This window comes from Streptomyces sp. NPDC034084 (assembly GCF_055575535.1).
In genome coordinates, this window is record NZ_JBVISK010000007.1 from 132,816 (window position 1) to 146,898 (window position 14,083).

Genomic DNA, 14,083 nt, shown 5'->3' on the forward strand with positions numbered 1-14,083 from the left:
CTCACGCCTCCTTCGCGTCGACGGGGGCGTGGGCACGGCGGGTGCGGCGCAGCGGCGGCTTGGCGCCGAGCCGCTTCGGGTCCAGGCCGGACCAGGCGTGGCCGTTGCCGAAGAACTTGGTCCGGGCGAGCAGCGTCATGACCGGCTTGGTGAAGAGGAAGACCACGACGATGTCGAGCAGGGTGGTCAGGCCGAGCGTGAACGCGAAGCCCTGGACCTTGCCGACGGTGACGATGAACAGCACGGCCGCGGCCAGGAACGACACGAAGTCGGAGACCAGGATGGTGCGGCGGGCGCGCGGCCAGGCGCGCTCGACGGCCGGGCGAAGCGTACGGCCCTCGCGCAGTTCGTCGCGGATGCGCTCGAAGTACACGATGAACGAGTCCGCGGTGATGCCGATGGCGACGATGGCGCCGCAGACGGCCGGCAGGTTCAGCGCGAAGCCGATGGCCGGGCCGAGCAGGGCCATGATCACGTACGTGAGGAGCGCCGAGACGCCGAGGCTGAGGATGGCGATCAGCGACAGGCCGCGGTAGTACGCGACCAGGTAGATGATCACGAGGCCGAGGCCGATGGCGCCGGCGATGAGACCGGCCTGCAGCTGGTCACCGCCGAGCGCGGCGGTGACGGTGTCGACGCTCTGGGTCTGGAACGTGAGCGGCAGGGCGCCGTAGGAGAGGATGTTGCCGAGGTCCTGGGCGGACTGCTGGTTGAAGCTGCCGGAGATCTGGGCGCTGGCGCTCAGCGTGGTCTGGACGCGGGGCGCGGAGACGACCTCGCCGTCCAGGACGATGGCGAACTGGTTCTGCGGCTCGGTCTGCTGCGACAGCTTGCTGGTGATCGACTGGAACTTCTTCGAACCGCCGTCCGTGAACTCCATGTCCACGATCCACTGACCGGTCCGCTGGTCCAGGCCGGCCTTGGCGTTGTCGACGTCCTTGCCGTCCACCTCGGCCGGGCCGAGGAGGTACTTCTCCCACTGGCCGACCGCGTTCTTGCCGCAGGCCACGGTGGGTTCGCTGGACTTGACGCCCTGGCCGGCGGCGGTGCGCGCCTTGGGGTCGAGGCAGTTCAGGGTGGTGAACTTCTGCTCCAGCGCCGCGGTGGCGGGGTCCGGCTTCGGGGTCGCCTGCGGCGTGCCGGTGGCCTTCGGCTTCGCGGAGGAGCTCGCGGTGGGCGTCGGGCTCGGGGCCTTGAGGGCCTCGGTGAGCGCGCGGCCCTGCGTGGAGGCGGTGGCCGTCGGGGTGGCCGACTTCTCACCCACCGTCGTGCCCGAGGAGGCGGAGGCGGACGGCTTCGGCGAGCCCGAGGGCTTGCCCGAGGGCGTGGCGCTCGGCGCCGTCTGCGGCGCCGCGGGCGTGACGGCGAGGACGGGCCGGAAGTAGAGCTGCGCGGTGGTGCCGACCTGCTCGCGGGCCTGCTTCTCGTTCGTCCCGCGAGGGATGTTGACGATGATGTTCTCGGCGCCCTGCGTCTGAACCTCGGCCTCGGAGACACCCAGACCGTTGACACGGCGCTCGATGATGCCGACCGCCGTGTTCATGTTGGTCTCGTTGACCGCCGACTCCTGGCCGGGCTCGGCCTTCGCCTTGAGCGTGATCGACGTTCCGCCGGCGAGGTCGATGCCGAGGCGCGGGGTGGTGTGCCCCGACCAGAACATCCCGCCGGTGAGCGCCACCATGGCGATCAGGATGAGTGCCAGGGCGCGGCCCGGACGGCTCTGTCCCCCCGCCGGCCTTCGGCCCTTCTTCGGTGCTGCCACCTGTCGTATCTCCCTGTCCAACCGCCTCACGCCGGGTATGCGTGAGACGGCCACGAAGTATGTGTGGGGACCTGCCCCCGCAGACGTGGAACCGTTCCGGGGACCGCGTACGCCGGTGGGCGTGCGCGCGGCCCCCGGCCGCGACTACTTCGCGTCGGTCTCGCCGTCGGCCTTGCCGTCCTTCTCCCCCTCGGCGGCGGCCTCGGCCGCGTCCGTCTTCTTCGTCAGGTCGGCCTTCGGCGCGTCCTCGACGGTCTCCGTGCCCTTGTCCGCGACCTCGGTGGCCTCGGCGGGCTCGGCCGGCTCGGTCAGCGAGGAGGCGTCGTCCGGAACGAGGGCGTCGGAGCCCGACTCCTCGTCGTCGCCGTGGACGATCCGGTTGTACTCGGAGTCCTCCAGGACGGCGCCGATCGCGTTCTTCGCGTAGACCGCGTGCACGCCGGGCGCGACTTCCAGGAGGACGGTCTCGTCACCGATCTCCTTGACGGTGGCGTACATCCCCCCGATCGTCCGTACGCCGGTGCCGGGCTGCATCTCGTTGCGCATCTGCGCCGCCGCCTGCTGCTTCTTCTTGGCAGAGCGGGTCATCAGGAACATGGCCCCGATGAGGACGATGAAGGGGAGGAGAGTCACGATGCTCACGGGACGGGTTTCCTTCGCACGGTCGCGGAGAAACCGCGGCCTGATCTTCGGGGGTGGGTGCGCCGACCAGAAAGGGCGGCATCGGCGGAGTCTAGGCGAGTCCGCATCGATGGAACAACGTCCAGCATCGCACCCCGGTTCCGGTACGGGCGAGTGTCCGCACCGTCACGCCCCGAAGAGCCCCTGTTGTCCCGTTCCCCTGCTGTTCGCCGCGCCGCCCGGGCCCGCTGCCTGCGGCGGAACGAGTCCGAGGTGGGCCCATGCCGCCGGAGTGGCGACCCGGCCACGGGGGGTGCGGGCCAGCAGACCCTCGCGTACGAGGAAGGGTTCGGCGACCTCCTCGACGGTCTCGCGCTCCTCCCCCACGGCGACCGCGAGGGTGGAGAGCCCGACGGGTCCGCCGCCGAAGAGTTTGAGCAGGGCCTCCAGGACGGCGCGGTCGAGCCGGTCGAGGCCGCGGCTGTCCACCTCGTACACCCTGAGGGCCGCCTCGGAGATCTCCCGGGTGATCACTCCGTCGGCCCTGACCTGGGCGTAGTCGCGGACCCGGCGCAGCAGGCGGTTGGCGATGCGGGGGGTGCCGCGGGAGCGGCCGGCGATCTCGGCGGCGCCGTCGGGGTCGATCTCCACGTCGAGGAGTCCGGCGGAGCGGTGGATCACGCGCTGGAGCTCGGCCGGGTCGTAGAACTCCATGTGGGCGGTGAAGCCGAAGCGGTCGCGCAGCGGGGGCGGCAGGAGTCCGGCCCGGGTGGTGGCGCCGACCAGGGTGAAGGGCGGGAGTTCCAGCGGGATGGCGGTGGCGCCGGGGCCCTTGCCGACGATGACGTCGACCCGGAAGTCCTCCATCGCCATGTAGAGCATCTCCTCGGCGGGGCGGGACATCCGGTGGATCTCGTCGAGGAAGAGGATCTCGCCCTCCTGGAGGGAGGAGAGGATCGCGGCGAGGTCGCCGGCGTGCTGGATGGCGGGGCCCGAGGTGATGCGGATCGGCGCGTTCATCTCGGCCGCGATGATCATCGAGAGGGTGGTCTTGCCGAGGCCGGGGGCGCCGGAGAGCAGCACGTGGTCGGCGGTGGCGCCGCGCTGGCGGGCGGCCTTGAGGACCAGGTCGAGCTGCTGGCGGACCTTCTCCTGGCCGACGAACTCGCTGAGGTCCTTGGGGCGCAGGGCCGCCTCGACGGCCTGGTCGTCACCCTCGGCGGAGGCGCCGACGATGCGCGCCTCGGCGTCGGTGGCCTCGACGGTGCTGTCGTCGTCCCAGTTCACGGTGGTGTTCTTCCTTCGGACGGGAGGTCAGCGGGCCCGGTTGAGGGTCTGCAGGGCGGCGCGGAGCAGCTGCGGTACGGGGGCGGTGCCGGTCTCGGCGAGGGCGGCCTCGGCCTGCGGGGTGACGGCGCTGACGGCCTCCTCGGCCTCGCGGCTCGCGTAGCCGAGGCCGATGAGGGCGGCGGACAGCTGCTCGGTCCACGGCGCGGGGCCGGCGGCCGCGGCGCGCTGGGCGCCGACGAGGCCGCTGCCGCCCAGCGGGGAGCCGAGCTTGTCCTTCAGTTCGAGGAGGAGCTTCTGGGCGCCCTTCTTGCCGATGCCGGGGACGGCGGTGAGGGCCTTCTCGTCGCCGGTGGAGACGGCGAGGCGCAGCGCGTCGGGGCTGTGCACGCCGAGCATGGCCTGGGCGAGGCGGGGGCCGACGCCGCTGGCGGTCTGGAGGAGCTCGAAGACCTGCCGCTCGTCGTCGTCCGCGAAGCCGTACAGGGTGAGGGAGTCCTCGCGGACGACGAGGGAGGTCGCGAGCCGGGCGTGCTCACCGAGGCGCAGGCCGGCGATGGTGTTCGGGGTGCACTGGACGGCCATGCCCACTCCCCCGACCTCGACGACGGCGGTCGTGGGGGCGAGGGCGGCGACCGGGCCGCTCACGAAGGCGATCATCGGGTTCGGCCTTTCACTGCGGAGGCGGGCCGGGCGGCGGTGTGCCGGGCGACGGCCTGCTGGAGACGGTTCTGGGCGGCGACCGCCTGTTGCAGGCGGTTCTGGGCGGGGGCCCGCCAGATGTGGCAGATGGCGAGGGCGAGGGCGTCGGCGGCGTCGGCCGGCTTGGGCGGGGCGGAGAGCCGCAGGAGCCTGGTCACCATGGCCCCGACCTGGGCCTTGTCGGCGCGGCCGCTGCCGGTGACGGCGGCCTTGACCTCGCTGGGGGTGTGCAGGGCGACGGGGATGCCGCGCCGGGAGGCGCAGAGCATGGCGACGGCGCTGGCCTGGGCCGTGCCCATCACCGTACGCACGTTGTGCTGGCTGAACACCCGCTCCACGGCGACGAGTTCGGGTGAGAAGCGGTCGAGCCACTCCTCGATGCCGCGCTCGATGCCGACCAGGCGCAGGCCGATGTCGGCGTCCGCGGCCGTGCGCACGACACCGACCCCGAGCATGGTCAGGGGACGGCCGGCGACGCCCTCGACGACGCCGACGCCGCACCGGGTCAGTCCGGGGTCCACCCCGAGTACGCGCACAGCGCCCCCCTCCGTGATCGTGGGCTGATCGCAAGTCTGTTTGTGCAGGCTATCGGCTGGCACTGACAACGCAGCGGGCCGACGGGGTGTGTCCCGTCGGCCCGCTGCGTCGAGAGATCGCGGTCAGGCGTCGACCTTCTCCATGACCTCGTCGCTGACGTCGAAGTTGGCGAAGACGTTCTGCACGTCGTCGCTGTCCTCCAGGGCGTCGATCAGCTTGAACATCTTGCGCGCGCCCTCCTCGTCGAGCTCGACCTGCATGGTCGGGACGAAGCTGGACTCGGCCGAGTCGTAGTCGATGCCGGCCTCCTGGAGGGCGGTACGGACCGCGACTAGGTCGGTGGCCTCGCTGATGATCTCGAAGGACTCGCCGAGGTCGTTGACCTCCTCGGCGCCGGCCTCGAGCACCGACTCCAGGACGTCGTCCTCGGACAGCTCGCCCTTGGGGAGCACGACGACGCCCTTGCGGTTGAACAGGTACGAGACGGAACCCGGGTCGGCCATGGAGCCGCCGTTGCGGGTCATGGCGACGCGCACGTCGGAGGCGGCGCGGTTGCGGTTGTCGGTGAGGCACTCGATGAGCACCGCGACACCGTTCGGGCCGTAACCCTCGTACATGATGGTGGCGTAGTCGACGCCGCCGGCCTCGAGGCCGCCGCCGCGCTTGACCGCGGAGTCGATGTTCTTGTTCGGGACGGAGCTCTTCTTCGCCTTCTGGATGGCGTCGTAGAGCGTCGGGTTGCCGTCCGGGTCGGCACCGCCCGTCCGGGCGGCGACCTCGATGTTCTTGATCAGCTTCGCGAAGAGCTTGCCGCGCTTGGCGTCGATCACGGCCTTCTTGTGCTTCGTCGTAGCCCATTTAGAGTGGCCGGACATCTGCCTGTCTCCTTCGCGTAACCAACTTCTTGAACGAACCCCAGAGATCCTACCGGGATCGGGTCACCGCTCGGCGCGCACCATGTCCACGAACAGCTCGTGGATGCGGTGGTCGCCGGTGAGTTCGGGGTGGAAGGAGGTGGCGAGGGCGCGGCCCTGGCGGACGGCGACGATGTGGCCCTCGTGCTCGGCGAGCACCTCGACCCGGGCGCCGACCGACTCGACCCACGGGGCGCGGATGAAGACGCCCTCGACGGGGGTGTCGATGCCCGTCACGGTCACACCGGCCTCGAAGGACTCGTTCTGCCGGCCGAAGGCGTTGCGGCGGACGATCATGTCGATGCCGCCGAAGGTCTCCTGGCCCGAGCGCGGGTCGAGGATCTTGTCGGCGAGCATGATCAGGCCGGCGCAGGTGCCGTAGACGGGCATGCCGCCGGCGATCCGCTCGCGCAGCGGCTCCATCAGGCCGAAGAGGACGGCCAGCTTGGAGATGGTGGTGGACTCACCGCCGGGGACGACCAGACCGTCGACCTCGGCGAGCTCCTCGGGACGCCGGACCGGCCTGGCCACGGCGTCCGCCGCGGCCAGGGCGATCAGGTGCTCCCGTACGTCGCCCTGGAGGGCCAGGACACCGATCACGGGCGTGCTCATGGGTGCTTACCAGCCCCGGTTCGCGTAGCGCTCGGCCTCGGGGAGGGTGTCGCAGTTGATGCCGACCATGGCCTCGCCCAGGTTGCGGGAGGCGTCCGCGATGACCTTCGGGTCGTCGTAGAAGGTGGTGGCCTTCACGATGGCGGCGGCGCGCTTGGCCGGGTCGCCCGACTTGAAGATGCCGGAGCCGACGAAGACGCCCTCGGCGCCGAGCTGGCGCATGAGCGCGGCGTCGGCGGGGGTGGCGACGCCACCGGCGGAGAACAGCACGACCGGCAGCTTGCCGAGCTCGGCGACCTCCTTGACGAGCTCGTACGGGGCGCGAAGCTCCTTGGCGGCGGCGAACAGCTCGTTGTTGTCGAAGCCGCGCAGCCTGGCGATCTCGTTCTTGATCTGGCGCAGGTGGCGGACGGCCTCGACGACGTTGCCGGTGCCGGCCTCGCCCTTGGAGCGGATCATGGCCGCGCCCTCGGCGATGCGGCGCAGGGCCTCGCCCAGGTTGGTGGCGCCACAGACGAAGGGGGTCGTGAAGGCCCACTTGTCGGAGTGGTTGACCTCGTCGGCCGGGGTCAGGACCTCGGACTCGTCGATGTAGTCGACACCGAGGGACTGCAGGACCTGGGCCTCGACGAAGTGGCCGATGCGGGACTTGGCCATGACCGGGATGGAGACCGCGCCGATGATCTCTTCGATCATGTTCGGGTCGGACATACGGGCGACGCCGCCGTCCTTGCGGATGTCCGCGGGGACGCGCTCCAGGGCCATGACGGCCACGGCGCCGGCGTCCTCGGCGATCTTCGCCTGCTCGGCGTTGACCACGTCCATGATCACGCCGCCCTTGAGCTGCTCGGCCATGCCGCGCTTCACGCGCGCGGTGCCGGTCTCGGGGGACTGGAAGGTGGTGGAAGGCGTGGTGGACACGGATACCTCACTCGTGACAACGGGGGTTGACGACAAGACGAGGAAACAGGCCACCTGGGGTCCACAGCAAGGGCCAATGTGGACCCGGTGGATCGTTTTCGCAGGTTACGTGGGGTCAGGTCGGGCGATCGGCAAGGGCCACCGGCGGCTCGTCGTCCATTTCGAAGGCCAGCGGGAAGGGGGCGTGGCCCGCGAGCCGGAACCAGCGGACCGTGCGGTGGCGGCGCAGGGCGCGGGCGGCGCGGACGGCGTCGTTGTGGAAGCGGCGGGCCATCGGCACCCGGCGGACGGCCGCGGCCAGCTCTCCCGTGGCCTCCTCGCCGCCGGGCGCCTCCCGTACGAGCTCCACCTGCTCGGGCTCGCCGAAGACGGCCCGCAGCGCCTGGCTCAGCTCGCTCTCGGCGACCTCCCGCTGGTCCTCCTCCGCCTGGCGGGCGGCGTGCGCGGCCTCGTACAGCACGATCGAGGCGGCCGGGTCGAGGATGCCGGAGGTGGCGAGCTCCTGGGTGACCGAGGCCCGGCGCAGGAGCTGCGCGTCCAGGGCGGCGCGGGCGGCGTCGATGCGCGCGTGCAGCCGGTCGAGCCGTCCGGCGGTCCAGCTCAGGTAGACGCCGACGAGGATCAGCGCGACGACGGTCCAGATCAGGGTTTCGGTCACGGGCGCACAGGCTACCGGGGCGGTGGCAGCACACCTTCCCAGAGATCACGGTCATGGGCGAAGAGGACACGCGCGGGACGGCCGCCGGCGAGCTCGCCGAGCCGACTGAGCCAGGGCCGGTACGGGCTGCCGAACTCGTGCGCGAAGTCGTACGCCTGACCGGCGAGGACCGTGATCCGGTCGCCGTGGTCGAGGACGAGCGACTGGTGGCCCTCGGTGTGACCGGGGGTGGGCACGATCAGCACGCCCGGCACGATCTCGTGCTCGCCCTCGAGCTCCTCGTACCGGACGCCGGGGAGGAGCGAGTCGATGGTGTACCCGCCGGCGCGGGCGGTGGCGAGCTCCGCGCGCTGGACGAGGACGGGGGTGTCGGGGAAGCGCTGGTTGCCGCCGATGTGGTCGAAGTGGAGGTGGCAGTTGACGACGAGGTCGACGTCGGCGGGTGCGACGGGCAGGGGGCGCCGGACGGGCCGGTAGTGCGCGTCGGTCTCCGGGGACCCGGTCCCCATGCCGGTGTCGAAGAGCAGTCTCACGCCCGCGTGCCGCACGAGATACCCGAGAACGGGTTCCACGCGGGGGTGGGGGCCGCCCCACTCTTCGGCGGGGCGGGTGAAGTGCCCGAGATCGAGCCGGGTGATCGCTTCCATACGGGCACCCTGCCCACCGCCCGCCGCGGGCACGCGCCCACCCCGGCCGTCGTCGGCGATCGTTCCGCCGGACCGGGGCCCCGCTCTCCAGGGCTCCTTCCGAGGCTCGGCTACAGGCGCAGGCGGGCCCTGAGGCCGCCCGCTCGTTCGTCCGTGTCCACCGCCGCCGCCCCGTCCGTCACCGTCTCGTAGACCGCCAGGATGTCCGCGCCCACCGTCGCCCAGTCGAAGCGCCGCACGTGGGCCGAGCCCCGCGCGCTCAGCTCCGCGCGCCTCGGACCGTCCGCGAGGAGCGCGATCGCCGCGTCCGCGAGCGCGTCGGCGTCCTCGTTGGCGAAGAGTTCACCCGCCGCGCCCTGGTCGAGAACCTGCGTGAAGGCGTCCAGGTCGGAGGCGAGGACCGGCGCACCGGCCGACAGCGCCTCGACGAGGATGATGCCGAAGCTCTCGCCGCCCGTGTTGGGCGCCACGTACACGTCGACGCTGCGCAACAGCCGCGCCTTGTCCTCGTCGCTGACCATGCCGAGGAACTCCACCCTGGAGCGCATCTCGGCCGGCAGCGTGGCCACCGCCTCCTTCTCGTCACCGCGCCCGGCGACGAGGAGCCGCGCCCCGGGCCGCTCGGTGAGGATCCTCGGGAGGGCCCGCATGAGGACCGGCAAGCCCTTGCGCGGCTCGTCGATGCGGCCGATGAAGCCGAGGGTCTCGCCCTGCCACTCCTTCTTCGGTTCGGCGCGGGCGAAGAAGTCCACGTCGACGCCGTTGGGGATGACGACCGCGTCGCCGCCGAGGTGCTCGACGAGCGTGCGCCGCGCGTACTCGCTGACCGCGATGCGGGCGCTGATCTTCTCCAGCGCGGGCTGGAGGATCGGATAGGCGGCGATCATGGCTCGCGAGCGGGGGTTCGAGGTGTGGAAGGTGGCCACGATCGGCCCCTGTGCCGCCCAGCAGGTGAGCAGCCCCAGCGAGGGCGAGGTCGGCTCGTGGATGTGGACGACGTCGAAGGTGCCGTCGTGCAGCCAGCGGCGGACGCGCGCGGCGGAGAGGAAGCCGAAGCTGAGCCGGGCCACCGAGCCGTTGTACGACACGGGCACGGCGCGGCCCGCGGAGACGACGTACGGCGGCAGCGGCGTGTCGTCGTCGGCGGGGGCGAGGACGGAGACCTCGTGGCCGAGTCCGATGAGGTGCTCGGCGAGGTCGCGGATGTGGAACTGGACGCCGCCCGGCACGTCCCAGGAGTACGGACAGACGATCCCGATCTTCACGCGCCCGGCCCCTCCCGCTCGTCCAGGTCCGCGAGCCACAGTCGTTGCAGCATGTGCCAGTCCTCCGGGTGGTCCGCGATGCCCGAGGCGAACGCGTCGGCGAGCGCCTGTGTCATGAGGGACGTCTTCTCGGCCCGCGTACCCGACTCGGGTACCTCGACGGGCGGGTGGACCCGCACCTTCATGACCGGCGTCTCGTCGTACCAGAGCGTCGCCGGCAGCAGCAGGGCGCCCGTCCGCTGCGCGAGGAGCGCCGGACCGCCCGGCATCCGGGCCGTCTCCCCGAAGAACGTGACCTCGGTGCCGGAGGCCGACAGGTCGCGGTCGGCGACCAGGCAGACGAGCCCGCCGGCCCGCAGCCGCCGCGCGAGCGTGCCGAAGGCGGAGCCTCCGGTGTGCGGGACGACCTCCATGCCGAGGGACTCGCGGTACGCGACGAACCGGTCGTACAGCGACTCCGGATGGAGCCGCTCGGCGACCGTCGTGAACGGCACGCCGAGCACGCGGGTCACCCACACGCCCGCGAGGTCCCAGTTCGCCAGATGCGGCAGGGCGAGGACGACACCGCGCCCGGAGGCGAGGCCCTCCTCCAGGTAGTGGACGTCCTTGATGTCGAAGGACCGCTCGACCCGCTCCTTGCTCCAGGTCGGCAGCCGGAAGGACTCCATCCAGTACCGCATGTACGAGCGCATGCCGGCCCGCGACAGCTCGGCGAGCCGCTCGGGCGTCGCGTCCGGCACCACGCGCGCGAGGTTGGCCTCGAGCCGCAGGACGCTCTTGCCGCGCCGCTTCCAGGCGAGGTCGGCGATCCGCCGGCCGAGGCCCGCCGCCACCGGCTCCGGCAGCTTCTTCACGGTCGCCCAGCCGGCGCCGTACAGCCAGTCGCTCAGCCGCTCCTTCACCGTGCTCACGAGGCCGAGCCTCCGCCCCCGGCCGCGGCGGCGTCCGCCTCGGCCGATTCCCGGCGCACGGTGACGACCCGCTGGCCGAGGGTCACGGCGCTGCCGACGGCCACGATCCACAGGGCGATCGGGAGCAGGACCTGGACCCCGGGCACCCCGAACGCGTGGAGTCCCGCGAGTCCGGCGGCGACGAGCGAGATCACCAGGCGCTCGGCGCGCTCGACCAGGCCGTTCACGGCGACGGGCAGACCGATCGACTCGCCACGGGCCTTGGTGTACGAGACGACCTGGCCGCTCGCCAGGCAGAAGATCGCCACGGCGCACAGGATGTTGTCGTCGCCCTTGCCGGCGTACCAGAGCGCGAAGCCGCCGAAGATCGCACCGTCGGCGACCCGGTCGAGCGTCGAGTCGAGGAAGGCACCCCATCGGCTGGAGATCCCCGCCTGCCGGGCCATGTTGCCGTCGACGAGGTCGGAGAAGACGAACAGGGTGATGACGATCGTGCCCCAGAAGAATTCTCCGCGGGGGAAGAAGACCAGCGCACCGGCCATCACCCCCGCCGTGCCGATGAGCGTGACCGCGTCGGGGCTGACGCCCCGGCGGAGCAGAAACGCGGCGAACGGTGTGAGGACACGCGTGAAAAAGGCACGCGCGTACTTGTTCAGCATGGCCTTCCCGAGGTTCGGTGGGCCGCGCGGCCCCTACGACCACCGGCTCGCCCATCGTAGCCACGAGCGCACCGGCGCAGCGGCGGGCACCCGCCCCGCCGCGTCGGCGTCCCGCCGGAGGCTCCCCGGAGGGCCCTGCCGGGTACGACGTATGGACGCGTCCTGGCGTCGGTGCAAAGCTCGAAGGACCACCGCGGGCACCGCTGGAGCCGTACCGCGACACACCACTCCCCCGCGCCCGCGTCCCGCCGCATCGTGCGAGCAGTCGGGAGGAACACATCATGGGTGACAAGGCGAAGACGCCCGCCGGGGCCGCCGGCAGGGCTCCTACGGCCGACCGGCCCTCGGCCATACGGAACGTGGTGCTGGTCGGCCACAGCGGATCGGGCAAGACGACGCTCGTCGAGGCGCTCGCGCAGACCGCCGGGGCGGTCAACCGGGCCGGACGGGTCGAGGACGGCGGCACGGTCTCCGACTACGACGAGATCGAGCACCGCCAGCAGCGGTCCGTACAGCTCTCCCTCGTCCCGCTCGGCTGGGACGGATACAAGATCAATCTTCTCGACACCCCCGGATACGCCGACTTCGTCGGGGAGCTCAGGGCCGGTCTGCGCGCGGCGGACGCGGCCCTCTTCGTCGTCTCGGCCGCCCAGGAGGCCGACGCCATAGCCGCCTCCACCCGGATGATCTGGGAGGAGTGCGCCGCCGTCGGCATGCCCCGCGCCATCGTCGTCACCCACCTCGACACCGCCCGGACCGACTTCACCGAGCTCACCGCCGTCTGCGCCGGGCTCTTCGGCCGGGACGACCCCGACGCGATCCTCCCGCTGTACCTGCCGGTGCGCGGCGCCGAGGGCGCCGACGGGCACGCGCCCGCCACCGGTCTGGTCGGCCTGCTCTCGGAGCGGGTCTTCGACTACTCCTCCGGGGTACGCCGGGAGAACCCGCCCGACGAGGCGCAGCGGGAACTCATCGCGGAGGCCCGCGCGCGGCTCATCGAGGGGATCATCGCCGAGAGCGAGGACGAGACCCTCATGGACCGGTATCTCGGCGGCGAGGAGATCGAGGTGAAGACCCTCGTCGACGACCTGGAGAAGGCCGTCGCCCGGGGCGCCTTCCATCCGGTGCTCGCGGCCGCCCCCGCCGCGGACGGCGGGACGCAGGGCCTCGGCACCCTCGAACTCCTGGAGCTGATCACCGGCGGCTTCCCCTCCCCCCTGGAGCACGAGGCGCCCGCCGTCACCACCCCCGACGGCCGCTCCCGGCCGCCGATCACCTGCGACCCCGGGGGACCCCTGGTCGCCGAGGTCGTCAAGACGGCCGCCGACCCCTACGTGGGCCGGATCTCCCTGGTCCGGGTCTTCTCCGGCACCCTCCGCCCAGACGAGACCGTGCACGTGTCCGGTCGCGGGCTCGTCGACCCTTCCCACAACGGCCACGCACTCCATGAGGCGGACGAGCGGATCGGCGGGCTCACCTCGCCGTTCGGCAGGCTGCAGCGCCCGCTCATGGAGTGCGTCGCCGGGGATCTCGCCTGTGTCGCCCGCCTGGGGCACGCCGAGACCGGGGACACCGTCTCGTCGAAGGACGATCCGCTCCTGATGGAGCCGTGGACGATGCCGGAGCCGCTGCTGCCGCTGGCAGTGCAGGCTCACGGCAAGGCCGACGAGGACCGGCTCTCGCAGGGCCTCGCGCGGCTCGTCGCCGAGGACCCGACCCTGCGGCTCGAACAGAACCAGGACACCCGTCAGGTGGTGCTGTGGTGCCTGGGCGAGGCCCACCAGGACGTCGCCCTGGAGCGGCTGCGCGGCCGGTACGGCGTGCAGGTCGACTCCGTGCCGTACCAGGTGGCGCTGCGCGAGACCTTCGGCGGCGCGGCCTCGGGCCGTGGCCGGCACGTCAAGCAGTCGGGCGGGCACGGTCAGTACGCGATCTGCGAGATCGACGTGGAGCCGCTGCCGCCGGGCAGTGGCATCGAGTTCGTCGACAAGGTGGTGGGCGGGGCCGTCCCGCGCCAGTTCGTGCCATCCGTCGAGAAGGGGGTACGGGCGCAGGCGGCGCGGGGGCTCGCCACCGGCCACCCGCTCGTCGACATCCGGGTCACCCTGCGGGACGGCAAGGCCCACTCGGTGGACTCCTCCGACGCCGCCTTCCAGGCCGCCGGGGCGCTCGCGCTGCGCGAGGCCGCCGCCGACGTGCCCGTCCACCTCCTGGAACCGGTCGCCCAGGTCGAGGTCCTCGTCCCCGACGAGTACGTCGGCCCGGTCATGAGCGATCTGTCGGGGCGGCGGGGCCGGGTCGTCGGCACCGACCAGGCCGGTCCAGGGAGGACCGTGGTCAGGGCCGAGGTGCCGGAGATCGAGATCGGCCGGTACGCGATCGACCTTCGCTCGATCTCGCACGGCACGGGACGGTTCGACCGTACGTACGCCCGGCATGAGCCGATGCCGCAGCACCTGGCGGCGAAGATCCGCGAACAAGCCGAAAAAGGCGCCTAATTGAGGGGGCGCCAGTGGTGGACGTCCGTCCGGCACCCGCCGGGCGGACGTCATTCGGCCGTCGATGTCCACAGGCCGTGACGCATCCG

The 14,083-nt window shown here is 72.0% G+C and carries 14 protein-coding genes; 1 reads left to right on the forward strand and 13 read right to left on the reverse strand.

Annotated features, from left to right (window positions below; all coding sequences use genetic code 11):
* Position 1 precedes the first annotated feature (1 nt).
* The 13 genes from secD to pgsA form a co-directional block, all read right to left on the reverse strand.
* Positions 2–1,762: a protein translocase subunit SecD gene (secD, locus tag ACZ51I_RS25400; protein ID WP_468879931.1), complete on the reverse strand. Its 1,761-nt coding sequence runs from the start codon at positions 1,760–1,762 to the stop codon at positions 2–4.
* A gap of 144 nt (positions 1,763–1,906) precedes the next feature.
* Entirely contained in the window at positions 1,907–2,404 is a 498-nt protein-coding gene (gene yajC / locus ACZ51I_RS25405; protein WP_468879934.1) for a preprotein translocase subunit YajC, read from the reverse strand.
* A 165-nt stretch (positions 2,405–2,569) separates the two neighbouring features.
* A complete protein-coding gene (ruvB, locus tag ACZ51I_RS25410) occupies positions 2,570–3,670 on the reverse strand; it encodes a Holliday junction branch migration DNA helicase RuvB (protein ID WP_468879936.1) in 1,101 nt (366 codons plus the stop codon).
* A 27-nt stretch (positions 3,671–3,697) separates the two neighbouring features.
* Positions 3,698–4,330, reverse strand: coding sequence for a Holliday junction branch migration protein RuvA (gene ruvA, locus ACZ51I_RS25415; RefSeq protein WP_468879939.1), 633 nt, complete (start codon positions 4,328–4,330; stop codon positions 3,698–3,700).
* On the reverse strand, positions 4,327–4,908 hold the full coding sequence (gene ruvC, locus ACZ51I_RS25420; protein ID WP_468879942.1) for a crossover junction endodeoxyribonuclease RuvC: 582 nt from the start codon (positions 4,906–4,908) through the stop codon (positions 4,327–4,329). The genes ruvA and ruvC overlap by 4 nt, the downstream gene beginning before the upstream one ends.
* A gap of 123 nt (positions 4,909–5,031) precedes the next feature.
* On the reverse strand, positions 5,032–5,784 hold the full coding sequence (locus tag ACZ51I_RS25425) for a YebC/PmpR family DNA-binding transcriptional regulator (RefSeq protein WP_351188129.1): 753 nt from the start codon (positions 5,782–5,784) through the stop codon (positions 5,032–5,034).
* A gap of 63 nt (positions 5,785–5,847) precedes the next feature.
* On the reverse strand, positions 5,848–6,435 hold the full coding sequence (gene pdxT, locus ACZ51I_RS25430) for a pyridoxal 5'-phosphate synthase glutaminase subunit PdxT (RefSeq protein WP_468879945.1): 588 nt from the start codon (positions 6,433–6,435) through the stop codon (positions 5,848–5,850).
* Between the two features lie 6 nt (positions 6,436–6,441).
* Complete coding sequence (gene pdxS, locus ACZ51I_RS25435; RefSeq protein WP_468879948.1) at positions 6,442–7,356, reverse strand: pyridoxal 5'-phosphate synthase lyase subunit PdxS; 915 nt, start codon at positions 7,354–7,356, stop codon at positions 6,442–6,444.
* A 115-nt stretch (positions 7,357–7,471) separates the two neighbouring features.
* Positions 7,472–8,014: a LemA family protein gene (locus tag ACZ51I_RS25440; RefSeq protein ID WP_468879951.1), complete on the reverse strand. Its 543-nt coding sequence runs from the start codon at positions 8,012–8,014 to the stop codon at positions 7,472–7,474.
* 11 nt (positions 8,015–8,025) lie between these two features.
* Positions 8,026–8,661 carry an MBL fold metallo-hydrolase gene (locus tag ACZ51I_RS25445; protein ID WP_468879954.1) on the reverse strand — a complete coding sequence of 212 codons (636 nt, stop codon included), beginning with the start codon at positions 8,659–8,661 and terminating at the stop codon, positions 8,026–8,028.
* Positions 8,662–8,771: 110 nt separating this feature from the next.
* Positions 8,772–9,926, reverse strand: a complete 1,155-nt coding sequence (locus tag ACZ51I_RS25450; RefSeq protein WP_468879957.1) for a glycosyltransferase family 4 protein — start codon at positions 9,924–9,926, stop codon at positions 8,772–8,774.
* Positions 9,923–10,837 carry a phosphatidylinositol mannoside acyltransferase gene (locus ACZ51I_RS25455; protein WP_468879960.1) on the reverse strand — a complete coding sequence of 305 codons (915 nt, stop codon included), beginning with the start codon at positions 10,835–10,837 and terminating at the stop codon, positions 9,923–9,925. The genes ACZ51I_RS25450 and ACZ51I_RS25455 overlap by 4 nt, the downstream gene beginning before the upstream one ends.
* Positions 10,834–11,496 carry a phosphatidylinositol phosphate synthase gene (pgsA, locus tag ACZ51I_RS25460; protein WP_468879963.1) on the reverse strand — a complete coding sequence of 221 codons (663 nt, stop codon included), beginning with the start codon at positions 11,494–11,496 and terminating at the stop codon, positions 10,834–10,836. The genes ACZ51I_RS25455 and pgsA overlap by 4 nt, the downstream gene beginning before the upstream one ends.
* A gap of 281 nt (positions 11,497–11,777) precedes the next feature.
* Here pgsA and ACZ51I_RS25465 point away from each other — a divergent pair, with 281 nt between their 5' ends.
* Positions 11,778–13,994 carry an elongation factor G-like protein EF-G2 gene (locus ACZ51I_RS25465; RefSeq protein ID WP_468879966.1) on the forward strand — a complete coding sequence of 739 codons (2,217 nt, stop codon included), beginning with the start codon at positions 11,778–11,780 and terminating at the stop codon, positions 13,992–13,994.
* Positions 13,995–14,083: the final 89 nt, after the last annotated feature.

Excerpts from the sequence above, each read along its gene's own strand:
- ACZ51I_RS25445 (WP_468879954.1), bottom strand. The coding sequence starts at position 8,661 with ATGGAAGCGATCACCCGGCTCGATCTCGGGCACTTCACCCGCCCCGCC.
- ACZ51I_RS25465 (WP_468879966.1), top strand. The coding sequence starts at position 11,778 with ATGGGTGACAAGGCGAAGACGCCCGCCGGGGCCGCCGGCAGGGCTCCT.
- pdxT (WP_468879945.1), bottom strand. The coding sequence starts at position 6,435 with ATGAGCACGCCCGTGATCGGTGTCCTGGCCCTCCAGGGCGACGTACGG.
- ACZ51I_RS25425 (WP_351188129.1), bottom strand. The coding sequence starts at position 5,784 with ATGTCCGGCCACTCTAAATGGGCTACGACGAAGCACAAGAAGGCCGTG.
- ruvA (WP_468879939.1), bottom strand. The coding sequence starts at position 4,330 with ATGATCGCCTTCGTGAGCGGCCCGGTCGCCGCCCTCGCCCCCACGACC.
- pgsA (WP_468879963.1), bottom strand. The coding sequence starts at position 11,496 with ATGCTGAACAAGTACGCGCGTGCCTTTTTCACGCGTGTCCTCACACCG.